Origin of the sequence: Micromonospora sp. NPDC002717, assembly GCF_040295705.1 — a bacterium.
Lineage (GTDB): Bacteria > Actinomycetota > Actinomycetes > Mycobacteriales > Micromonosporaceae > Micromonospora.
The window spans coordinates 56,741-79,805 of the sequence record NZ_JBEOVW010000028.1; the positions used below are offsets into that span (position 1 = coordinate 56,741).

The 23,065-nt window shown below is 75.9% G+C and carries 12 protein-coding genes; 10 read left to right on the forward strand and 2 right to left on the reverse strand.

Annotation, left to right across the window (positions count from 1 at the left end; translation table 11 throughout):
* Positions 1 to 113 precede the first annotated feature (113 nt).
* The 9 genes from ABT006_RS28860 (at position 114) to ABT006_RS28900 (ending at position 21,511) form a co-directional block, all read left to right on the forward strand.
* Positions 114 to 614, forward strand: coding sequence for an alanine--tRNA ligase-related protein (locus ABT006_RS28860; protein ID WP_350711504.1), 501 nt, complete (start codon positions 114 to 116; stop codon positions 612 to 614).
* A gap of 5 nt (positions 615 to 619) precedes the next feature.
* Positions 620 to 1,237, forward strand: coding sequence for an IS607 family transposase (locus ABT006_RS28865; RefSeq protein WP_350711505.1), 618 nt, complete (start codon positions 620 to 622; stop codon positions 1,235 to 1,237).
* On the forward strand, positions 1,234 to 2,652 hold the full coding sequence (locus tag ABT006_RS28870) for an RNA-guided endonuclease TnpB family protein (protein WP_350711507.1): 1,419 nt from the start codon (positions 1,234 to 1,236) through the stop codon (positions 2,650 to 2,652). Before ABT006_RS28865 ends, ABT006_RS28870 begins: the two co-directional genes overlap by 4 nt.
* Before the next feature lie 50 nt (positions 2,653 to 2,702).
* Positions 2,703 to 3,368, forward strand: coding sequence for an alanine--tRNA ligase-related protein (locus tag ABT006_RS28875; RefSeq protein WP_350711521.1), 666 nt, complete (start codon positions 2,703 to 2,705; stop codon positions 3,366 to 3,368).
* A gap of 272 nt (positions 3,369 to 3,640) precedes the next feature.
* Positions 3,641 to 5,413, forward strand: a complete 1,773-nt coding sequence (locus ABT006_RS28880; protein WP_350711509.1) for a non-ribosomal peptide synthetase — start codon at positions 3,641 to 3,643, stop codon at positions 5,411 to 5,413.
* Positions 5,410 to 8,577, forward strand: a complete 3,168-nt coding sequence (locus ABT006_RS28885) for an AMP-binding protein (RefSeq protein WP_350711511.1) — start codon at positions 5,410 to 5,412, stop codon at positions 8,575 to 8,577. Before ABT006_RS28880 ends, ABT006_RS28885 begins: the two co-directional genes overlap by 4 nt.
* Entirely contained in the window at positions 8,513 to 9,334 is an 822-nt protein-coding gene (locus ABT006_RS28890; RefSeq protein ID WP_350711513.1) for a hypothetical protein, read from the forward strand. The genes ABT006_RS28885 and ABT006_RS28890 overlap by 65 nt, the downstream gene beginning before the upstream one ends.
* Complete coding sequence (locus tag ABT006_RS28895) at positions 9,331 to 9,675, forward strand: phosphopantetheine-binding protein (protein ID WP_350711514.1); 345 nt, start codon at positions 9,331 to 9,333, stop codon at positions 9,673 to 9,675. Before ABT006_RS28890 ends, ABT006_RS28895 begins: the two co-directional genes overlap by 4 nt.
* Positions 9,668 to 21,511: a non-ribosomal peptide synthetase/type I polyketide synthase gene (locus ABT006_RS28900; RefSeq protein WP_350711515.1), complete on the forward strand. Its 11,844-nt coding sequence runs from the start codon at positions 9,668 to 9,670 to the stop codon at positions 21,509 to 21,511. The genes ABT006_RS28895 and ABT006_RS28900 overlap by 8 nt, the downstream gene beginning before the upstream one ends.
* A 129-nt stretch (positions 21,512 to 21,640) precedes the next feature.
* On the opposite strand, the gene ABT006_RS28905 is transcribed toward ABT006_RS28900, so the two are convergent.
* Positions 21,641 to 22,393: a hypothetical protein gene (locus ABT006_RS28905; protein WP_350711516.1), complete on the reverse strand. Its 753-nt coding sequence runs from the start codon at positions 22,391 to 22,393 to the stop codon at positions 21,641 to 21,643.
* Positions 22,394 to 22,494: 101 nt separating this feature from the next.
* On the opposite strand from ABT006_RS28905, the gene ABT006_RS28910 reads away from it, so the two are divergent.
* Complete coding sequence (locus ABT006_RS28910) at positions 22,495 to 22,641, forward strand: hypothetical protein (protein ID WP_350711518.1); 147 nt, start codon at positions 22,495 to 22,497, stop codon at positions 22,639 to 22,641.
* Positions 22,642 to 22,741: 100 nt separating this feature from the next.
* On the opposite strand, the gene ABT006_RS28915 is transcribed toward ABT006_RS28910, so the two are convergent.
* Positions 22,742 to 23,065: RNA-guided endonuclease TnpB family protein (locus ABT006_RS28915; RefSeq protein ID WP_350711519.1), on the reverse strand; the 324-nt coding region annotated here is incomplete at its 5' end.

Consider the following 23,065-nt stretch of genomic DNA (forward strand, 5'->3'; position numbering starts at 1 on the left):
ACCTCCCGCCGGCGACCGGAAACGGTCCGCCGGCGGACTTCTCCGTCGTCCCGGCCCGCCGGTTCCCGGCGGTGGACCCTTTCCGGTCGCCCCACCCGGAAAGGCCGTCCGCCATGACGTACGACCCGATCAGCCGCACCTTCGTCGACTTCTTCCGCCAGCGCGGCCACGAACTCGTGCCCGACGGCTCGCTGATCCCGCCGCCGGGCGACCCGGTGCTGTTCACCACCTCCGGCATGCACCCCCTGACCCCCTACCTGGAGGGCCGACCCCACCCACTGGGCCGGCGCCTGGTCAACGTGCAGCGCTGCCTGCGCACCACCGACCTGGACGAGGTCGGCGACACCACCCACCTGACCGTGTTCCGGATGCTGGGTTCCTGGTCGCTCGGCGACTACGGCCTCCCGCAGAGCCTGCGCTGGGGCTACGAACTGCTGCGCGACGGCTTCGGCGTCGACCACGACCGGCTGCACGTGACGGTCTTCGGCGGCGACGACCAGGTCGGCCCGGACGAGTCCTCGTTGCGCACCTGGGGTGAGCTGGGCCTGCCCGTGGAGCTGACCGGGGAGGAGCTACTAGTGGTTGCTGTCCTTTCTAGAGCTGTCCATAATTGACTGTCGTGGGGAGTGTCTATCGGATCGGCGAGTTTGCCGAGCGGGTGGGTCGCTCGGTGAGCACGGTGCGCCGGTGGGAGGCGGAGGGCCGGATCACGGCCCGTCGTCTGCCGTCGGGGCAGCGGTATTTCGACGATTCGGATGTGCGCAGGGTTTTGCAGCCGGGCTTCGCCGTCGACCGGCGGAAGGTTGTGGTGTACTGCCGGGTCTCGTCGTCGGGTCAGAAGTCTGACTTGGCGTCGCAGGTGGCGGCGATGCAACAGTTCTGCCTCGCTCGTGGTCTGGCCGTGGACGAGTGGATCAGCGAGGTCGGCGGCGGGATGGACCTTCGCCGCGAGAAGTTCCTGGCGTTGCTGGACGCCGTTGACCGGGGTGAGGTCGCCACGTTGGTGGTGGCGCACAGGGACAGGTTGGCCCGGTTCGGGTTCGAATTGGTGGAGCATCTGGCGGCGCGGGGCGGCTGCGAGATCATCGTCGCCAACCAGGAGTCCCTGTCCCCGCAGCAGGAGCTGGTCGAGGATTTCCTGGCCGTCGTGCGCACCTTCTCGTGCCGGCTGTTCGGTCTGCGCCGTTATGAGAAGGAGTTGAAACGGACGGACTTGACCATGGAGGGTGACCGGTGAAGGTCACCCGGATCGCCTACTCGGCCCGACTGAATCCGGGCAAGTACGTCGCTCTGGTGGAGCAGGCCCGCCGGTTGGGCCGGGTGCGTAGTGAGGTGTGGCAGCGTTACGGCTCGACCTTCGGGGTCGGGTCCGGGTTGAGAGACCGGCAGGTGCGGGACCGCTGGTTGGCCGACGGCACGCACGTGCAGTTTGGTGTGTTGGCGAATGCGTGGAAGGAAACGGTCCGCGACGCCATCGCCGACATCGCAGCGAACATGGAGGCGGCCAAGGTCGACGTCCGGCGGGCGATCAGCCGACGCACCAACGATCCGGGCGAGCGTAAGCAGATGTTCATCGCGCTGCGGGCCGACCAGTGGGCCAGTGACCCGTTCCTGGCCCGGCAGATGCGCATGCATTGGAAGCGGGGCCGTAACCGCACCCACGATCAGATCGTGGTGCGCGCCGACAAGTACAACACCGCCGTCGATGGGCGGGGCCGGTTGTGGCTGGCGGTCCCGGGCCTGGAGCCCCGCAGAATGGTCAGGATCCCGCTGTCCACGACGGTCACGCCGACGGGTACCTTGCGGCTGATCCTGCGCAGCGGCCGGGTCGAGGTGCACTACCAGATCGACGCGGCGCAGATGCGCTCGTCGCAGCGGCCGTGCGGCGACCGCAGGCTCGGTGTGGACAAGGGCTACACCGAAGCCCTGACCGACTCCGACGGCCAGCCCCACGGTGAACAGCTTGGCGTGCTGCTGTCCAGTGAGTCGGACCGGTTGAAGGAACGTAACCGGCGGCGGGCGAAGCTACGCTCCATCGCGAACACCGCCGCCCAGCGTGGAGACCACGCGAAAACGCACCGGATCACGGTCAACAATCTCGGCACCGTGAAGCGGGACCGGCAGGCCGCCCGGCATCGGGCGCGGGTACGCACGGAGATCTTCACCGCCGTGCACAAGGTCGTGGACAAGGCCGCCACCGTGATCGCCGAAGACCTCACCACACGCTTCACCAGCCGCAAGAAGCATCCTAAGAACATCAACCGGCGCCTCGCCGCGTGGACCAAAGGAGTCACCGCCGAGGCCCTGAAAAGCGTGTCGGAGCGTAGAGGTTCTACGCTCGTTCCCGTCAACGCCGCCTACACCTCACAAACCTGTCACCAATGCGGCGCCTTCGGCCGCCGTAGCGGGGACCGGTTTCACTGCACCCGATGCGGGGTGGTGTGGCAGGCCGACGTGAACGCCGCGATCAACATCCTGCACCGAGCCGGCGACCCCGACATCGCCCTGCACACCCCACACCACAAGGTGAAGCAGATCCTGCAGGACCGGACCGATCGCCACCGGACCAGACTGCCGGTCCAGGACTCCAGCCCCGCCACCACAGGGCGGAGAGCGAAACATCCGAACCGCTCAGCTAAGAGCAACGAGTAGGAAGCAGGAGAACTGGTGGTCCAACCGGGCCGTGCGGGCCCGACACGGAGATCTTCGTCTGGACGGGGGACGGGCCGCCCCGGGGCACCCCCGGCACCGACGACCGGTGGATGGAGGTCCGGAACCACGTGCGGATGCGCTACCGCCGGCACCCGGACGGGAGCCTGACGCCGCTGCGGCAGCCCAACGTGGACACCGGGATGGGCCTCGAACGCCTGGAGATGGTGCTGCGGGGACACTGCTCCGTCTTCGAGACCGAGGGGCTCGTGCCGTGGGTCCGCGGCGTCCGCGACGTGTGGGACCTGCGGGACGAGCCGCTGCGCCTGGTCGGCGACCACCTGCGGTCGAGCGTGGTGGTGGTCGGCGACGGCGTCCGGCCGTCGAACACGGGTCGCGGGTACGTGCTGCGCCGGCTGCTGCGCCGCGTACTCACCACCCTGTGGCGCGACGAGCCGTCCCGCAGCCTGTCCGACCTGCCCACCGGGCCGGTGCGGCACACCCTCGACGGGTTCCGTCAGGGCGTCACCGTCGACGAGGTGCGCGAGGTGCTCTCCGGCGAGGAGCGGCGGTTCCGGGAGCTGCTGCGGCGCGGACGCCCGGTGGTCCGGCGCCGCCGGTCCCGGGGTCCGCTGACCGACGAGGACTACCGCGACCTGCACGACACCCACGGGCTGCCGCGCGACCTCGTCGACGGGCTGCTGAGCGAGGTGGGGTGAGCCCGCCCGCCCCGGCCCCGCGTCGGGTGCGGCCGCCGGGTCACCGTGGGTTTCCCGCCGGCTTCGTTTAGCGAAGCCGGCATCCGCGCGTCAATAGACCTACGTGCATGAAAATGGAGGCGAACGCCGTTCCGGCCCGTCACCGTCGATGATGGTCGTGACACGTGCCGTGGTGCCAGGATGACTCGCGTAACAAGCGTTGACGTGCTGTTACGCACCCCTGCCGCCGCGCGACCTGGAGGCGCTGTCGTGACCCGACCCTGCGGGGAGCCGTGACCGCCACCGCACGTGCCGGTCAGCACCGCCCCGCCACCGTCCCCGCCCAGGTGCTGCGCGCCGCCCGGACGCACCCCGATCGGCCGGCGGTCGTCGACAGCCACGGCACGCTGCGCTACCGCGACCTCGTCACCGCCGCCACGACGCTGGCCGGGGCGCTGGCCCCGACGCTGGACGCGGGCGACGCCGAGGGGCGGGTCGTCGCGGTGCTGCGGCCGCGTACCGCCGACGCCGTCGTCGGGCAGCTCGCGGCCTGGTTCTGCGGCGCCGCGTTCCTCCCGCTGGATCCGGCGCTGCCGGCGGCCCGGGTCGCCCGGATCCTCACCGACGCCGGCTGCCGGGTCGCCGTCACCGCCGAGGAGCACGGCGACCGGGTGCCCGCCGGGGTCACCCCGGTCCGCGCGGGCCGGGCGGAACACCTGCGGCTGCCCGACGCCGACGACCTGGCGTACCTCATCTCCACCTCCGGCTCCACCGGCCGGCCCAAGCAGGTCGAGGTCGCCCACCGCAGCCTGTGGACGGTCCTCGACTGGTACGCGACAGCCTTCCACCTCGGCCCCGGCGTGCGGACCGCCGCCTTCGCCGGGCTGGCCTTCGACGCCGCCCTGCTCGACCTCTGGGCGCCACTGATGCGCGGCGCCACGGTGCTGCTCGCCGACGAGTCGGTGGCCCGCGACCCGGAGCGGGTGGCGGCGACGGTGCGCGAGGTCGACCACTGCTTCCTCACCACCCCGCTCGCCGAGCACCTGCTGCGCGCCGGTGCCGAGACCGGCCGGCTGCGCAGCCTGGCCACGGGCGGCGACCGGCTGCGCACCTGGCCGCCGGCCGACTTCGGCGCCGCCGTGCACAACCTCTACGGCCCCACCGAGGCGACCATCCTGGTCACCGCCACGTCGGACCTGCGCCGGCACACCGACCGGACCGGTCCGCCGCCGATCGGACGGCCGGTCGCCGGCGCCCGGCTGACCCTGGCCCCGACCGGCCCCGGGGACGGCGACGAGCAGGGTGAGCTGCTCGTCGCCGGGCCGGTGCTGGCCCGTGGCTACCGGTCCGCGCCCGCCGAGACCGCCGCCGCCTTCGGCGTCGCCGACGGGGAGCGGCGCTACCGTACCGGGGACGTCTGCCGGCGCGACCGCGACGGCGAGCTGCACTTCGTCGGCCGCGGCGACGGCCAGGTCAAGATCCGCGGCCACCGGATCGAGCTGCGGGAGGTGGAGTTCGCCCTGCTCGCGATGCCCGGGGTCGGCCAGGCCGCGGCCGGCACGCTCGACCGGGACGGGCAGACGCTCCTGGTGGCCTGGGTGGTCGGCGCGGTCGACGCCGACGGCGTGCGGGACTGGCTGCGTTCCCGGCTGCCCGCCGCGATGGTGCCGCACCTCGTGGAGCGGTGCGACGCCCTGCCGCTGACCACCAACGGCAAGCTCGACCGGGCCGCGCTGCGCGCCGGCACCGCCCGGCGGCTGGCCGGCGAGCGCGGGGACGGCCGGGACGCGCCGGGGGACCGGCCGACCGAGGCCGGGACGGCGGTCGCCGAGGCGTGGCGGGCCGTGTTGGGCGCCCCGCCCCGCCCCGACGACGACTTCTTCACCGTCGGCGGCGACTCGCTGCTCGCGGTGCGGCTGAGCGCCCTGGTCCGGCAGGGCCTGCGGGTCGACGTGCGCGCCACGCTGCTCTACGAGCACCGGCGCTTCGCCGACTATCTCGCCGCCGTCGAGGCGCTGCGCGCCGCCGCGCCGGTCGCGACGGACGGGGTCGGGGCGGCCCGGTGACCGCCACCCTGCTCGGCCGCCTGCTCGCCGCCGCCGACCGGCGGCCGGACGCGGTCGCCGTGCACGCCGAGGACGCCGTCGTCACCTGGGCCGGCCTGTGCGACCTGGCCGGCCGCTACGCCGCCGGCTACGCCGCGCGCGGTGTCGGCCCCGGCGACCGGGTCGGGGTGCTGCTGGAGCCCGGCGCGCACGCCGTCGCCGCCGCCGTCGGCGCGTTCGCGGTGCGGGCGGCGTACGTGCCGCTGGACCCGCGCCAACCGCCGGCCCGCGTTGCCGCGCTGCTCGACGCCGCCGAACCGGCGCTCGTGGTGGCCGGGTCCGCCCCGCCCGGGCGGCCCGTCCTCGCGCCGGCCGCCGTCGGGGCCGGGCCGGCCGCGCCCCTCACCGACACCGGCGAGCCGTCCGACGTGGCGTACGTGGTGCACACCTCCGGCTCGACGGGCGCGCCGAAGGCCGTGCAGGTGGAGCACGGCAACCTGCTCAACCTCCTCGCCGACCTCGACGACCGCGCGCCAGCGCCGGACGGGCACACCGGGACGTGGTGGACCCGCCCCTCCTTCGACGTCGCGGTCTGGGAGTGCTTCGCCCCGCTGGTGCGGGGCGGGACGGTGCGGGTCGTGCCGGACGGGGCCCGGCACGACGGCGCCGCGCTCGCCGGGTTCCTGGACGCGGCGGGGGCGGGCAGCGCGTACGTGCCGCCGGCGTTCCTGCCCGAGTTGCGGGCGCTGCTGCGCGCCGAGCCGGGGGCGCTGACCGGGCTGCGGCGGCTGCTGGTCGGCGTCGAGCCGATCCCGCGCCCGCTGTTGCAGGACATCGCCCGCAGTCGGCCGGCCCTGACCGTCGTCAACGGGTACGGCCCGGCCGAGGCGACCGTCTGCTGCACCCTGTACGTGGTGCCCCGCGACGGCGCGGTGGCCGGCGAGCGGACCCCGATCGGCACCGCCGTGCGGGGCACCCGGCTGCTGCTGCGCCAACCCGACGGATCGTGCCGCCCGACGGGGACCGGCGAGGTGGTCGTCACCGGTGCGGCGGTGGCCCGCGGCTACCTGCGGGACCCGGGCGGGGAACCGGCGTTCGGCGTGGCGGCCGACGGCGCGCGCAGTTACCGGACCGGCGACCTGGCGCGTACCCTGCCCGACGGCAACCTGCTCTTCCTCGGCCGCGTCGACCGGCAGGTCAAGCTCCGCGGCTTCCGGATCGAGCCGGCCGAGGTGGAGTCGGTGCTGCGCGGGCTGCCCGGTGTCCGCGACGTGGTGGTGGCGGCCCGGCGGTGGGACGGGCTCGGGGACGTGTTGGTGGCGTACGTGGCGGCGGAGCCGGGGGCCGGGCTGACCGAGCGGGCGGTACGGGACCACGCCCGCGACCGGCTCCCCGGGTACGCCGTGCCGGCGGTGGTGGCCCTGCTGCCCCGGCTGCCGCTCACCCCGCACGGCAAGTACGACCACGACCGGCTCGCCGCGCTGCCCCTGCCCGCCGCCGGGTCCCCGGCCGGCGTGGCCAGCCCGGTCGACGTGCCCGACCCGGCCGGCGTGCCCGGTCCGGCCGGCGTGGCCGGTCCGGCCCGCGTGCCCGACCCGGTCGGCGTGGTGCTCGACGCCTGGCGGCGGGTGCTGCCGGCCGGGGAGATCCGGGCCGGCGACGCCTTCCTGCCGCTCGGCGGCACCTCGCTCGCCGCGGCCCGGGTGGCCGCCCGGCTGACCGAGCGCACCGGCGTGCGGGTGACCCCCACCGACGTTCTGCGTGCCCCCGACGCGGCGGCCCTCGCCGCCCGGCTCCGGGCGGCGTCGACCGAGCGCCCGCCCGACGCCGCCGGGCGGGCCGCGTCCGACGGTCCGGCGGTCGTGGGCGCGCCCCTGACGACGGCGACCGCGGGTGCGCCCCCGGTGGGCGCGCGGCGCGCGCCGCTGACCCCCGAGCAGCTCGGGCTGTGGCTGCACGACGAGCTGAACCCGGGCACCGACCTCTACGTGGAGCCGGTCTGGTTCAGCACGACCTCCCCGGTGGACCGGCCCCGGCTGGCCTCCGCGCTGCGCCGGGCGGTCGCCGCCCACCCCGCGTTCGGCGCCGGGCTGCGGCTCGTCGACGGCCTGCCCGAGCTGGTGCTCGACCGGCACCCGCCGGCCGTGGAACTGGTCGACCTCGCCGACGGCCCGGCGCTCGACGCGGCCGTGCGGGAGCGCGCCCGCCGCCCCTTCGACACGGCGGCCGAGCCGCTGCTGCGCTGCGCCGTGCTCGGGTCCGACGACCGCACCGACCTGCTGCTGGTCTGGCACCACCTGGCGGTCGACGCATGGTCGCTGCGGCTGTTCCTGGCCGACCTGGCCCGCTGCCACGACGACCCGGCCTGGTCGCCCCCGCTGCCCGCCACCACGCTGTGCGACCTGAACCTGCGTCGGTCGGCCCGGGTCGCCGACGCCGCCGTCCGGGAGGCCGTCCGCGCCACCGCTGCCCGGGTGCGCGGGATAGCCGAGCCCGCCCCGGTGCCCGGCGGCACCGGCCGGACCGTGGTCGCCCGTCCGGTGCGCGCCACGGCCCGGGCGCTGACCCGGGCGGGCGACGGCACCGCGACCGAGCTGGCCGCCGCCGCGTACGCGCGGGCACTCGGCGCGCTGCTCGACCGGGACGCGGTGGTCGTCGGCTGCGCCACCACCACCCGCCGGGCCGCCGACGAGTTCGACGTCGCCGGGTACGCGGTCAACACCGTGCTGCTGCCCTGCACGGACCTGCGGGCGTCCTGGCCCGACACCCTGCGCCGGATCCGGGCGGAGCTGCGTCGGGCGGTGGCCGAGCAGGCCCCGTTCCGGGAGGTGGCCGGCGAGGTGCTGCGGGGCACCGGCGCGCCGCCGGGCGCGTACCCGACCTGCTACCTCGACTCGGTGGAGGAACCCGAGCTGCTCACCGGCGCGGTCACCTGGCGGCGGCGGGAACTACGCCGCGCCGCCAACCGCTTCCCCATCTGCCTGACCCTGCGTCAGCACCCGGGCGGGTCGCTGTCCGTCCTCGTCGAGGCCGACGGGCGGGCGCTCACCCCGGACGCCGCGGCGGCGCTCGCCGCCGCCGTCACCGACCAGCTCGACGCGTACGCACAAGGAGACCCCGATGGCACGGACGATCGCGTTGCGGCAGGTCAGCGAGGGACGGTCCGGGTGCCTGCTGACGGTTGAGTTCGCCGGCGACTCCGCCGGCCCCGGCCTCGCCGCGGCGCTCGCGGCAGCCGAGGCCGCCGGAGCGGCGGGCTCGGGCGGCGACCTGCCCGGCCCGCTCTACACCGGGCCGGACGTCCAGCACGAGATCTGGCGGCTCGACCCGGTGACCAGCCTGGAGCTGGACCCGGGGCTGCCCGGCCACCGTGCCCTGGCGGACGCCTGCGCGGCGGAGTTCCTCCGGCTGCGCCCAGCCGACGCCGGCCCGGTGACGGTCGTCGGCTACTGCAGCGCGGCGGTCTTCGCCCACCACCTGGTCCGCGCCCTCGCCGACGCCGACGGTCCACCGGTCCACCTGGTCCTGGTCGCCGCGACCGTGCCCGACGAGGAGACGGTCCGCCACGAGTACGCGGTGCTGCACCGCAAGCTCACCGGCGAGCCCGCGCCGGCCGACCCGACGCCGCTGCTCGCCGACCCGGCGGCCACCGTGGACCGGCTGCGCGACGAGCTGACCCGGCTCGCCCGCGCCTTCGTCACGGACCACGGGTTCGACCCGGCCGAGGCGGGGACGGCGGCCGACGAGATCGCGGGACGGTACCTGGCCTGGCTCTGGTTCCTGCTGGACGCCGCCGGCACCGGCCCGGTCCCGGTGCCGTTCCCGGTGCACGAGGCCGCCGACGACGAGGAGGCCATCGACCTGCTGCGGGTGCGGATCTTCGATTTGGGGATGGAAGCCGGCGCCACCGCCGCCGGCGTGGACGACGGGGGGACGCGATGACGACAGGCGGGCCGCGCGACGGGGGCGATCCGGTCGCGGAGGTGGTGGCGGACGCCTGGCGCGGTGCGCTGTCGGCCGACCACGTGACGGCGCAGGACAACTTCTTCGTGCTCGGCGGCGACTCCCTGGTGGCCGCCCGGATGGCGGCCCGGCTGCGCGCCGCCCTCGACGTGCGGGTGCCGCTGGCCGCCGTCTTCGAGCACCCCACGCTGGGCGAGTTCACCGCCGCGCTGCGCGCCGAGCACGGTCCCGCCGTGGACGAGGCCGCCGCGCTCTACCTCAGCGTGCTGGCCTGCTCGGACGCCGAGGCCGAGACGATGCTCGGGCGTCTCGATGACTGACGTGCTCTCCCCGCGCCAGGCCGCGCTGCTCGCCGCCCTGCGCGCCCGGCGTGCCGCCGCCGCCGACGGGGGCGCGGCCGTCCCCGGCGCGGACGCGATCATTCCCGGCGGCGGGGCTGCCGACCGCGTCGCCTCCGCCGGGCAGCGGCAGATGTGGTACCTGGCGCAGGCCGACCCGGGCGACCCGGCGTACCTGGCGCCGGTGGCGTGGCGGCTGAGTGGCCCGCTGGACCTGCCCGCCCTGAGCGCGGCGCTGGACGCGGTGGTCGCCCGGCACGAGCCGCTGCGCACCACGCTCAGCGTCGACGGCGACCAGGTGGTGCCGGTGGTCGCCGAGTCGCCGACCGGCCTGCTGGCCGTGCTGGACCTGACCGGGCTGGCCGCGTCCGCGCGGGAGGACGAGCTGACCGCCCGCCTCGCCGCCGAGGCGGCCACCCCGATCGACCTGGGCGGCGGCCCGGTGCTGCGGGCCCGCCTGCTGCGCCTCGCCGACACCGACCACGTGCTGGTGCTGACCGCGCACCACGTGGCGGTGGACGAGTGGTCGCTGCGGATCGTCGCCGACGAGCTGTCCGAGACGTACGCCGCCCGGCTCGCCGGCCGGTCCGCCGAGCTGCCGGCGCTGCCCGTCACGTACGGCGACTACGCGCGGTGGCAACGGCGGTGGCTGGCCGGGCCGGAGGCGCAGGCGCAGCGGCGCTGGTGGCGGGAGCGGCTCGCGGGCGCGCCGCCGGTGCTGGAGCTGCCCACCCCCGGCCCCCGGCCCGCCGCGCCGTCGCATGCCGGCGCCACCGCCGCGTTCCCGCTGGGCGTCCCGCCCGACGCGCTGCGGGCGCTGTGCCTGCGGCTCAACGTCACCCCGTACCTGCTGCTGCTCGCCGCGTTCCAGGTGCTGCTGGCCCGGTGGACCGGCCGGTACGACGTGCCCGTCGGCACCCCGGTGGCCAACCGCGGCCGCCCGGAGACCGAGCCGCTGGTCGGCCTGTTCGTCAACACCGTGGTGATCCGGACCGACCTGACCGACGACCCGACCTTCGCCACCTGTGTCGCCCGGGTCCGGGCCGAGGTGCTGGCCGCCCAGGAGCGGCAGGAGCTGCCCTTCGGGAGCGTGGTCGAGGCGGTGCGCCCGGCCCGGCACGCCGGGCACAGCCCACTGTTCCAGGTGATGTTCGTGCACGCCGACGCGCCCGCGCCGCTGCGGCTGCCCGGGATCGACGCGACCTGCGTAGAGGTGCCGACCCACACCGCGAAGTTCGACCTGACCGTGGCCGTACGCCCCGGCGCGGACGGGCTCGACGCCGTGGTCGAGTACCGCACCGACCTGTTCGACGCGCAGACGGTGGCGCGGCTCGCCGGACACTTCCGGACCCTGCTGGCCGACCTGCTCGCCGACCCCGACACGCGGATCCGCAACGCCCGGCTGCTCGCCGCCGAGGAACGCCGACGGATGCTGGTGGACTGGAACGACACCGCCACCGCCGCGCCGCCGGACGACGGCGTCCACGCGCTGGTCGGCCGGTGGGCCCGGGAGCTGCCCGACGCCCCGGCGGTCGCCGACGACACGCGCGCCCTGAGCTACGGGGAACTCGACGCCCGCGCCGACGCGCTGGCCGCGACGCTGCGCGCCGAGGGGATCGGCGCGGGCGACCTCGTCGGCGTCCTGCTGGAACGGTCCGCCGCGCTGCCGGTGGCGCTCCTCGCGGTGCTGAAGGCCGGGGCCGCGTACGTGCCGCTGGACCCTACGCACCCGCCGGCCCGGCTGGCGTACCTCCTGGCCGACAGCGGCGCGCCGGTGGTGCTCACCTCCGCCCGGCTGCGGCACCGGCTTCCCGCGGGGGAGGCCCGGCCGGTCGAGGTCGGCCTCGACGCGCCGCCGACCGGGACGACCCCGGTGTCCGCGCGGACCGGCCCGGACGACCTCGCCTACGTCATCCACACCTCCGGCTCGACCGGCCGCCCCAAGGGCGTGATGGTGACCCACCGGGGCGTGGTGAACTACCTGCGCTGGGCGGGCGCCGCGTACCGGCTGGGCCCGGGCGACGAGGTGCCGGTGCACTCGTCGATCGGCTTCGACCTGACGGTGACCAGCCTGCTGGTGCCGCTGGCCGCCGGCGCGACCGTCCGGCTGCTCCCCGACGACCTCGGGCCGGAGGGGCTCGGCGAGGCGCTGCGCGCACGGGGCACGCCGTACGGGCTGGTCAAGATCACCCCCGCCCAGTTGGAGATCGTCAACCGGCAGGTCGGGGAGACCGGGGCGGCGGGCCGGACCCGGGCGTTCGTCATCGGCGGGGAGAACCTGCGCGCCGACCAGGTGGCGCTGTGGCGGGACCACGCCCCCGGCACCCGGCTCGTCAACGAGTACGGCCCGACCGAGACCGTCGTCGGCTGCGCGGTGCACGAGGTCGGCCCCGACACCGCGCGGACCGGCTCCGTGCCGATCGGCCGGCCGATCGCCAACACCACCCTCTACGTGCTGGACGACCGGCTCGACCCGGTTCCCGTCGGCGTCACCGGTGAGTTGTACGTCGGCGGCGCGGGTGTGGCCCGCGGCTACCTGAACCGGCCCGGGCTGACCGCCGACCGGTTCCTGCCCGACCCGTTCGCCGCCGAGGGCGGGCGGCGGCTCTACCGCACCGGCGACCTGGCCCGGTGGCGCGCCGACGGCGTCCTGGAGTTCCTGGGCCGCGCCGACGGGCAGGTCAAGCTGCGCGGCCACCGCATCGAGCCCGGCGAGGTGGAGGCGGCGCTGCGCCGGCTCCGGCCGGACAGCGACGTCGCCGTCGTGCTGCGCCGCGACGACCCCGACGACCCCCGGCTGGTCGCCTACCTCACCGGCGACCCGGACCCGGCCGCGCTGCGCGCCGGGCTGCGGGCGGAGCTGCCCGCACACCTGGTGCCGGCCGCGTTCGTGGGCGTCGACGCGCTGCCGCTGACCGGCAACGGCAAGCTCGACCCGGCCGCCCTGCCGCCACCCCCGGGCGGCAGGCCGGAGCCGGCGGGCCCGGCGGTCGAGGCAGGGGGCGTCGACCCGGCGTCCGAGGCGGGGCGCGCGGGACCGGCCGGCCCGCTGGTGGAGCCGGCGGCGGACCGGCCGGCCGGGGCGGCGCCGCCGCCGGTCAGCGACGTCGCGGCGGCCGAGCGGCTCGTCGCCGAGGTGTGGCGGGAGGTGCTCGGCGTCGACCGGGTCGGCGCCCGGGACAACTTCTTCGACCTGGGCGGGCACTCGCTGCGGCTGCTGGCCGTGCACCGGCTGCTCGTCGAGCGGCTCGGCCCGGTGCTCACCGTCACCGACCTGTTCCGGCACACCACCGTCGCCGCGCTGGCCCGGTTCCTCGCCGGCGTCGCCGCATCGCCGGCCGTCCCGGCGCCCCGCGCGGCCCCGGCCGCCACGCGTACGGGGGTGCCCGGGGACGCGATCGCGGTGGTCGGGATGGCTCTCCGGTTTCCCGGCGCCCGCACCCCGGAGGAGTTCTGGCGGCTGGTCCGCGACGGCGTGGAGGCCGTCCGCGAGTTCCGCACCGAGGAACTGCTCGCCGACGGGGCCGACCCGGAGCTGCTCGGCGACCCGGCGTACGTGCGGCGGGGCACCGAACTACCCGACGTGGACCGCTTCGACGCCGAGTTCTTCGGCTTCACGCCGCGCGAGGCGCAGGTGCTCGACCCGCAGCACCGGCTGCTGCTGGAGTGCGCCTGGGAGGCCCTCGAACGCGCCGGCCACGACCCCGAGGCGTACGCGGGGCAGATCGGGCTCTTCGCCGGCTCCGGCCGGGCCGACTACCTGTCGGAGCACCTGCGCGACGCGCCCGAGGAGATCCGGGCGCTCGGGGAGTACCAGCTCGCGCTGAGCAACGACAAGGACTTCCTGGCGACCCGGGCGTCGTACAAGCTGAACCTGACCGGGCCGAGCGTCAGCGTCGGCACCGCCTGTTCCACCTCCCTGGTCGCGGTGCACCTGGCCCGGCAGAGCCTGCTCGCCGGCGAGTGCGACCTGGCGCTGGCCGGCGGGGTGAGCGTCTTCCCCGCCCAGCGGCAGGGCTACCTGCACCACGACGGCGGGATCTTCTCCCCGGACGGGCACTGCCGCCCGTTCGACGCCGACGCCCGCGGCACCATCGCCTCCAGCGGCGTCGGCATCGTGGTGCTGCGCCGGCTCGCCGACGCCCTCGCCGACGGCGACCTGGTGCACGCGGTGATCCGCGGCTCGGCGGTGAACAACGACGGCGCCCGCCGGGCCGGCTACTCGGCCCCCGGCGTCGCCGGCCAGGCCGAGGTGGTCAGCCGGGCCCTCGCCGTGGCCGGGGTGGACCCCCGCACGGTCGGCTACGTCGAGGCGCACGGCACCGGCACCAGCCTCGGCGACCCGATCGAGGTCGCCGCGCTCACCGAGGCGTTCCGCCGCGGCACCGCCGACACCGGGTTCTGCGCGCTCGGCTCGGTCAAGGCCGCCATCGGGCACACCGACGCCGCGGCCGGGGTGGCCGGCCTGATCAAGACCGTGCTGGCCCTGCGGCACCGCACCCTGCCGCCGGTGGTCAACCTGCGCCGGCCCAACCCCGCCATCGACTTCGCCGCCAGCCCGTTCCACCTGCCGACCCGGGCCCGACCGTGGCCGGGCGACTCCGGGCCGCGCCGGGCCGGGGTGAGTTCCTTCGGGATGGGCGGCACGAACGCCCACGTCGTGCTGGAGGAAGCCCCGCACGCCGCCGCCGCGCCCCAGGCCGTCGCGCCGCCCGCCGGTCCGCACCTGCTGGTGCTCTCCGCGCGTACGCCCGCCGCGCTGGACCGGGCCACCGACGCGCTGCGCGCGCACCTCGACGCGTACCCCGCGCTGCGGCTGGCGGACGTGGCCGCGGGCCTGGTCCGGCGGCGGCAGATGGCGCACCGGCGGGCCGTCGTCTGCGCCGACCGGGCCGACGCCCTCGACGCGCTCGGCGACCCGGCGCGGCTGCTCACCGCCGCGACCGACGGCGACGCCGGCCTGGCCTTCGTCTTCCCGGGCCACGGCGCGCAGCACGTCGGCATGGGCGCCGGCCTGTACCGGGCCGAGCCCGGCTACCGGGCGGTCGTGGACCACTGCGCCGAGCTGCTGCGCGAGCCGCTCGGGGTGGACCTGCGGGCGGTGCTCGACCCGGCGCCCGCCGACCGGGCCGAGGCGGAGAGCCTGCTCGCCGAGCCCCGGATCAGCCAGCCGGCGCTCTTCGTCACCGAGTACGCGCTGGCCCGGCTGCTGGTCGAGCGGGGCCTGCGCCCCGACACGGTGGCCGGGCACAGCCTCGGCGAGTACGTCGCCGCCTGCCTCGCCGGGGTGTTCTCCCTCGCCGACGCGCTGCGGTTGGTGTGTGCCCGCAGCCGCCTCGCGCAGGGCACCGGGCCGGGCGCGATGCTCGCCGTTGCCCTGCCGGAGCCCGAGGTGGGCGCGCTGCTCGGCGACGACCTGGCGCTCGCCGCGGTCAACGCGCCCGGCCTGTGCGTGGTGTCCGGCCGGCCCGACGCCGTCGCCGCACTGCGTCGGCGGCTCGACCGCGACGGGGTCGAGACCCGCCCGCTGCACGCCGACCGGGCCTTCCACTCCGCGCTGCTCGACCCGGTGCTCGACGACTTCCGCGTCGAGGCGCGGCAGGTCGGTTACGCCGAGCCGACGACGACGTTCCTGTCGAACGTCACCGGCGCCACCGTGGGGCCCGGGGAGGTCACCGACCCGGAGTACTGGGTGCGGCACCTGCGCGGCACGGTCCGCTTCGCCGACTGCGCCGCGCTGCTGGCCGACCGGGGCCTGGTCGTCGCGGAGGTCGGCCCCGGGCACACCCTCGGCGGGCTGCTGCGCCAGGGCGGCGCGCGGCCCGACCGCGTGGTGCAGGTCATGCGCCACGTCCGCGCCGAGGCCGACGACCACCGCGTGGCGCTCGACGCCGTGGGCCGGCTCTGGCTCGCCGGCGTACGCGTCGACTGGTCCGCCTTCCACCCCGGGCCGCACCGCCGGGTGGAACTGCCCACCTACCCGTTCGAGCGGCAGCGGCACTGGGTCGACCGCACCGTCCCCGCCCCGCGCCCTGCCCCGCCGCCCGGCGCGGAACCCGCCGTGCACGGGGTGGAGCCCGCGTCGTCGTCCGGCACGGCGGCTGCGTCCCCTGCGGGCGGCGGCGGCGTCCCGTCCGGCGTGGACTCGCCGGAGCGGGGCAACCGGCCGGCGCTGACCACCGCCTACCTCGCCCCCCGCACCGAGGCGGAGCGGGCGGTGGCGGAGATCTGGTCCGAGCTGCTCGGCGTCGCGCCGGTCGGCGCGCACGACGACTTCTTCGCCCTCGGCGGCCACTCGCTGCTCGCCACCCAGGTCGTCGCCCGGGTGCGCGCCCGGCTCGGGGTGGCGCTGCCGATCGAGGCGGTGTTCGCCCGGCCCACCGTCGCCGGGGTCGCCGCCGCCCTGCCGGCCGCCCCGGAGCCGGCGGTGCCGCCGATCCCGCGCGCCACCGACCCCGGGCCCGTCCCGGTCTCCTCCGGGCAGCGCCGGCTGTGGTTCCTGGAGCAGGTGCACGACCAGGTCGCGTACGCGGTGCTCACCGCCCTGCGGCTACACGGCGACCTGCGGGTCGGCGTGCTCGCCGCCGCGCTGACCGAGCTGGTGCGCCGGCACGAGGTGCTGCGCACCGTGGTCCGCCCGGCCCCCGACGGCGGCGACCCGGTGCAGGTGGTGCTGCCCGCCGCGCCGGTCGACCTGCCGGTGGTCGACCTGGCCGCCGAGGGCGCCGACGACGCGGACCTCGCCGAGCGGGAGCGCGTGGCGCTGGTCGCCGAGGCCCGCCGGCCGTACGACCTGGAACGGGGGCCGCTGTTCCGGCCCGTCCTGTTCCGCTCCGGGCCGGGGCGGCACGTGCTCTGCCTCGCGATGCACCACATCGTCTCCGACGGCTGGTCGCTCGGGGTGATCCGGGCCGACCTGGGCGCCCTCTACGCCGCCTTCGCCGCCGACCTGCCCTCGCCCCTGCCCGACCTGCCGGTCCAGTACGCCGACTACGCCCGCTGGCAGCGGGAGCGGGCCGCCGCCGACTCCGCCGACCTGGCGTACTGGACCGAGCGGCTGGCCGGCGCGACGGGCGCCCTGGAACTGCCCACCGACCGGCCCCGGCCGCCGGTGCAGACCTTCGACGGGGCGGTGGCACGCCTGACCCTGCCGCCGGCGCTGACCGAGCGGGTCCGCGACCTCGGCCAGCGGCACGGCGCCACCCTCTACATGACGGTGCTCGCCGCCGTGCAGGCGCTGCTGTTCCGCTACACCGGGCAGCGCGACATCTGCGTCGGCTCCCCGGTGGCCGGCCGGGTCCGCGCCGAGCTGGAGCCGATGGTCGGCTTCTTCCTCAACAGCATCGTGCTGCGCACCACGCTGGACGGCGACTGGAGCGTCGCCCGGCTGCTCGACGAGACCCGCCGCACCGCCCTGGCCGCGTACGACCACCAGGAGACGCCCTTCGAGCGGGTCGTCGACGCCCTCGACGTGCCGCGGGACCTCAGCCGCAACGCCCTGTTCCAGGTGATGGTGAACCTGCTCAACCTGCCCGAGCAGGACCTGGCGATGACGGGCCTGCGGGTGGAGCAGCTCACCGTCGAACCGGGCACCGCCCAGGTCGACCTCGCCCTGTACGCGTACGACCGGCCGGGCGGGCTGCTCTGCTGCCTGGAGTACAACACCGCGCTGTTCGACCCGGGCACCGCCGAGCGGATGCTGGCCCACCTGGAGACGCTGCTGACCGCGTTCGTGGCGGACCCCGACGGCCGGCTCGCCGACGTGGAGATCCTGACCCCCGCCGAGCGCCGCCGGCAGCTGGGGGAGTGGAACGCCACGGACGCGCCGGTCCCGGCGGTCGGGCTGGCCCGGCTGGTCGAGGAGCAGGTGGCCCGCACCCCGGACCGCCCCGCGGTCACCTTCGCGGGCCGCACCCTCAGCTACGCCGAGCTGAACGTGCGCGCCAACCGGCTGGCCCGGCGGCTGCGTCGGGTCGGCGTCGGGCCGGACGTGACGGTCGCCGTGTCGATGGAACGCTCCGCCGACCTGCTGGTGGCGCTGCTCGGCGTGCTCAAGTCCGGTGGCGCGTACGTCCCGCTGGACCCGTCGTACCCGCTGGACCGGCAGCGCTGGGTGCTGGACCACAGCCGCGCGGCGGTGCTGGTCACCGAGCCGGCGCTGGCCGACCGGTTCGCGGACTTCGCCGGCCCGGTGCTGCGCGTCGACGACCCGTCCCTGGCCGTCGAGTGCGCCGCCGACCCCGATCCGGTCACCACGCCCGGGCACCTGGCGTACGTGCTCTACACCTCCGGCTCCACCGGCCGACCCAAGGGCGTGCGGGTCAGCCACGCCTCGGTGGTCAACCTGCTCACCGCGATGCGGCACGCGCCGGGCCTGACCGCCGACGACACCCTGGTCGCCCTGACCACCTTCGCCTTCGACATCTCCGCGCTGGAGCTGTTCCTGCCACTGGTGGTCGGCGCCCGGGTGGTGGTCGCCGGCCGGGACGTCGGCTACGACGCCGCCGGGCTGGCCGCGCTGCTGCGCGCCGAGGGGGCCACCGTCGTGCAGGCCACCCCGGCCACCTGGCGGCTGCTGATCGCCTCCGGCTGGACCGGGATGCCGGGGCTGAAGGCGCTCTGCGGCGGCGAGGCGCTGCCCCCGCCGCTGGCCCGCGACCTGGCCGCCCGGGTCGGCGAGCTGTGGAACATGTACGGGCCGACGGAGGCCACCATCTGGGCCACCACGGCCCGGATCGCGCCGGACGCGCCCGAGGTCACCATCGGCCGGCCGATCGCCAACCTGCGGGCGTACGTGCTCGACGAGGCGCTGCGGCCGGTGCCCGTCGGGGTGGTCGGCGAACTCTGGCTCGGCGGCGCCGGGGTGGCCCGCGACTACCTCGACCAGCCGGGCCTGACCGCCGACCGGTTCCGCCCCGACCCGTACGCCGACCGGCCGGGCGCCCGGCTCTACCGCACCGGCGACCTCGCCCGGTGGCGTCCCGACGGCACCGTCGAGTGCCTCGGCCGCAACGACTCCCAGGTGAAGGTGCGCGGCCACCGCATCGAGCTGGGCGAGATCGAGGCGGCGCTGCAACGGCACCCGGCGGTGCGGGAGGCGGCCGTCGTGGTGCGCGACATCGACGGCGAGCCGGCCCTGGTCGCGTACCTCGCGCCGCGCCCCGAGCCGCCGGACGAGGGGGCCGGCCGGTGGCGGACGTTCCTGCGCGACTGGCTGCCCGACTACATGGTCCCGACGACGTACGTGCCGCTCGACGCCCTGCCGTTGACCGACAACGGCAAGGTCGACCGCCGGGCCCTGCCGGCGCCCGAGCGCGGCGGGCCGCGCGGCGACGTCGGCGCGGCGCCGGCCACCCCGCTGCAGGCCGCCCTCGCCGAGCGCTGGGCGCAGGTGCTCGGCTACGACCGGGTCGGCATCGACGACGACTTCTTCGACCTCGGCGGGGACTCGTTCACGGCGATCCGGGCGCTCAGCGGCATCGAGCCGCCGATCAGCGTGCTGGATCTGTTCCGCCACCCGACGATCCGCGGCCTGACCGGGCACGCCGACGCCGCGGCGGGCGAGCCCGACCGGCTGCTGCACGAGCTGACCCCGCCCCGGGCGACCGCGCCGGCGGTGACGGTGCTCTGCGTACCGTTCGCCGGGGCCGGCGCGGTGACCTACCAGTCCCTGGCCGCCGCGATGCCCGCGCACGTCGCGCTCCACGCCCTGCAACGCCCCGGGCACGACCTCAACCGCCCCGACGAGCCGGCCCTGGGCATGACCGAGCTGGTCGAGCGGTGCGTGGCCGAGGTGACCGCCGGCATCTCCGGGCCGGTGCTGGTCTACGGCCACTGCATGGGCGGCGCCACCGCCGTCGAGCTGGGCCGGCGGCTGGAGGCGGCCGGAGTCGACGTGCGCCGGGTGGTCGTCGGCGGACACTTCCCGGCACCCCGGCTGCCGGGCCGGTTCGCCCGCTGGTTCCGTCGCGCCTTCCCGATGGAGCGCTGGACCTCGAAGCGGCACGCGCTGGACTTCCTGCGGGCCATGGGCTTCTTCACCGACGTGCTCGACGAACGGGAGAAGGACTTCCTGATGGGGGTCTTCCTGGCCGACACCCGGGTCGGCGAGGACTACTACACCGACGTCTACGCCCAGGGGCTGCCCCGGCGGCTGGCCGCCCCGATCGTCTGCGTGGTGGGCACCGGTGACCGCGCCACCGAGCTGTACGAGGAGCGCTACCTGGAGTGGGGATACTTCTCCGACTCGGTCTGCCTGCGCACCATCGAGGGCGCGGGGCACTACTTCCAGAAGCACCAGGCAACGGAGCTGGCGGACATCATCCTGGCCGACCCGCCGGACGTAGCCGTCCCCGCGCCGGACGCGGCGGTCCCCGCCGCTGTGGCCGTCCCCGCGCCGGCTGCCGTTCCCGCGTCGGCCGTTCCCGCGTCGGCCGTTCCCGCGTCGGTTCCGCCGGCCCGCTCCGGGCTGGCCACGTTCTTCCTGGTCGCGTTCGGGCAGCTCGTGTCGCTGGTCGGCACGGGGCTGACGGGGTTCGCCCTGTCGCTGTGGGTCTACCAGCGCACCGGCTCGATCTCCTGGTTCGCGCTGGCGTCGGTGCTGGCGCTGCTGCCGGCGGTGGTCCTCTCACCGATCGCCGGCGCGCTGGCCGACCGCTGGGACCGCCGGCTGATCATGGTCTGCGCCGACTCCTTCGCCGCCTGCGGCACGGTGGTCCTGGCGGTGCTGCTCTGGACCGGCCGGGCGCAGCTCTGGCACGTCTTCGCGGCGCTCACGGCCAGCGCGCTGGCCACCGCGTTCCAGCAACCGGCGTACCTCGCGGCGGTGACCCAGCTCGTGCCCAAGCGGTACTACGGCCGGGCCAACGGCCTCATCTCGCTGGGCACCGCGACCAGCACCGTGCTCGCCCCGCTGGTCGGCGGCGCGCTCGTGGTCGCGATCGGCCTGCGCGGCATCGTCCTGATCGACCTGGTCAGCTTCGCCGTCGCGGTCGGCGTCACCCTCGCCGTACGCTTCCCCGACACCCTGTTCAAGCGGCGGGAGGAGTCGTTCGGGCAGGAGGTCCTCGGGGGCTGGCGGTTCATCGCCCGCCGGCACGGCCTGCTCGCGATGATCGTGCTGACCGCCCTGCTCAACTACTTCTTCGCCGTCGTCGAGGTGCTGGCCACCCCGCTGACCCTCTCCTTCGGCGACCCCTCCGTGCTCGGCGTGGTGCTCGCCGCCAGCGGCGCCGGGTTGCTGTTCGGCAGCATCCTGATGGGCGTGTGGGGCGGCACGGCGCGGCGGACCACCGGCATCCTGACCGGCGTGGTGCTGCTCGGCGTCGCGATGCTGATGGTCGGGCTGCGTCCGGACCCGGTCTTCCCGGCGGTGGGCCTGTTCGGGCTGGGGCTCGCCTCGGCGCTGGTCAACACGCACTGGCTGGCCATCGTGCAGGCCAAGGTGGGGCTGGAGTTGCAGGGCCGGGTGCTCTCCACCACGCTGATGCTCTCCTGGCTGATGGTGCCCGCCGGGTTCCTCACCGCCGCTCCGCTCGCCGAGGGGGTCTTCGAGCCGCTGATGGCCTCCGGCGACAGCGTCGCCGGGTCGATCGGCGCGGTGATCGGGCACGGGCCCGGCCGGGGGATCGCGCTCACCGCCGTCGTCGCCGGGCTGTGCACCCTGGCGCTCGCCACCGCCGGGTGGGCGTACCGGCCGATCCGGCGGCTGGAGGACGAACTGCCGGACGCCGACCCGGGCACGGTGATCGTCAGCGACAAGGACCGCATCCAGGAACTCGCCGACCGGCGGCTGGCCGAGCTGACCGGCGCCCGCTGACGGAGCCGCCCGGGACGGGACCGGTATCGGCTGCGTCGATGCCGCCGGCGACGCCGTACCGGCAGCCCGGCACCGCGTCGCGTGGCGAGTGTGCGAGCAGCGCCCGCAGCGGGTCGTCGGCGGGCACGTTCAGTGTGGGCTTGCTCCCCGGCCGGTCACCGCGCGGCCGAATCGTTCGGCGACGTCCTGGATCAGCAGGTTCGACGGGGTGCGGAACTCGTCGAAGCGACCGTCGATCGACCGGTCGAGCAGCGGCTTGTGCCGCTCGGACGGTAGGCCCGCCAAGCCGAGGAACCAGCCGAGCACCTGCCTGCAGTGCCACTCCCAGCCGCCGTCGGCGCAGGTCCGGTCGACCACCACGGTGACCAGGTGTGCCACCGCCCGTTCCCAGGCGGCTGGGTCGGCGCGGTCGGCGGCGATCAGCGGCAGGAACCGGTCGAAGCGCTCGGCCAGTTCCTCCAGCCACCCCCGCCACTCGACCAGCGCCTCGGTGACCACGTCGAGCGTCTGCTCGGGGTCACCCATGCTGTCGGCGGGGCAGCACCAGGCGTGGACGGGGCCGCCGCCGAAGTCCGCCTCGCCGACGCCCCACCGCCAGCCCGATGCCCAGTGCCCGTAGTGACCGACGATCGCGAAGCTCATCTCGTCGGCCCACCAGGTGCCCTGCCGCTGCCCCCACTCGTGCACCTCCGGTCGGCCCGACCGGCCGGGTGGTCGGGTGGGAACAGCGGCGGCCGGCGGTAGCGACCGGACGACGGCGGGGGCGGCGACCGGATCGAACGGCTGCCGGGACGGCTCCACCTCCGCCCAGGTCAGGTGCCAGGGCACGATCATCGGGTCATAGCTGGGGAGATAGGGCTCGGCGTCTGGCGCGTCGGGCAACGAGGCGTCCTCCGGTGGCTCGCGGTCTGACCCGCCCACCCTAGTGGGCCCGGCCGCGGCGCCGCTGTCAACGCCCGCCTTGATCTGGCGGCGCCCGGCCCGTGGGCTACCGGGGCACCACGCTGCTGAACTTCGGCGAGGGCGTGCACCGGCCGGGCGGGCGCCCCGGCGCGGCCGGCTACCTGGTCGGCGAGCCGCACCAGGGCCTGCCGCAGATGTTCCACCTGTTGACATCTTCCCAGCCTTGAAGGGCGGGATTCCCCCGGTTGCCGTGGGGGTTTCCTGCTTCGTCGCCGACTGCCCGCCCGGAGGAGTCCGTTGAGGTCTTACACCAGCTCCACAGGCGTTTTACCTGTCCGCCAGCCCGGCGGCCAGGAGGTTTCTCGCTGCGTTGATGTCCCGGTCATGGGTCACACCGCACGGGCATTGCCACGACCGGATGTTCAGCGGCAGGGACTCGGTCAGTTGCCCGCAGTCCGAGCACAGCTTGGACGACGGGAACCAGCGGTCCACCGTCACCAGGGTGCGCCCGTACCAGGCGGCCTTGTACTCCAACATGCCTCGCAACTGCGACCATGCCGCGTCGGAGATGGCGCGGGCGAGCCGGTGGTTGCGCAGCATGTTGCGCACCGTCAGGTCTTCGATCACGACCGTTTGGTTCTCGCGGACGAG

Excerpts from the sequence above, each read along its gene's own strand:
- ABT006_RS28895 (WP_350711514.1), top strand. The coding sequence starts at position 9,331 with ATGACGACAGGCGGGCCGCGCGACGGGGGCGATCCGGTCGCGGAGGTG.
- ABT006_RS28860 (WP_350711504.1), top strand. The coding sequence starts at position 114 with ATGACGTACGACCCGATCAGCCGCACCTTCGTCGACTTCTTCCGCCAG.
- ABT006_RS28890 (WP_350711513.1), top strand. The coding sequence starts at position 8,513 with ATGGCACGGACGATCGCGTTGCGGCAGGTCAGCGAGGGACGGTCCGGG.
- ABT006_RS28900 (WP_350711515.1), top strand. The coding sequence starts at position 9,668 with ATGACTGACGTGCTCTCCCCGCGCCAGGCCGCGCTGCTCGCCGCCCTG.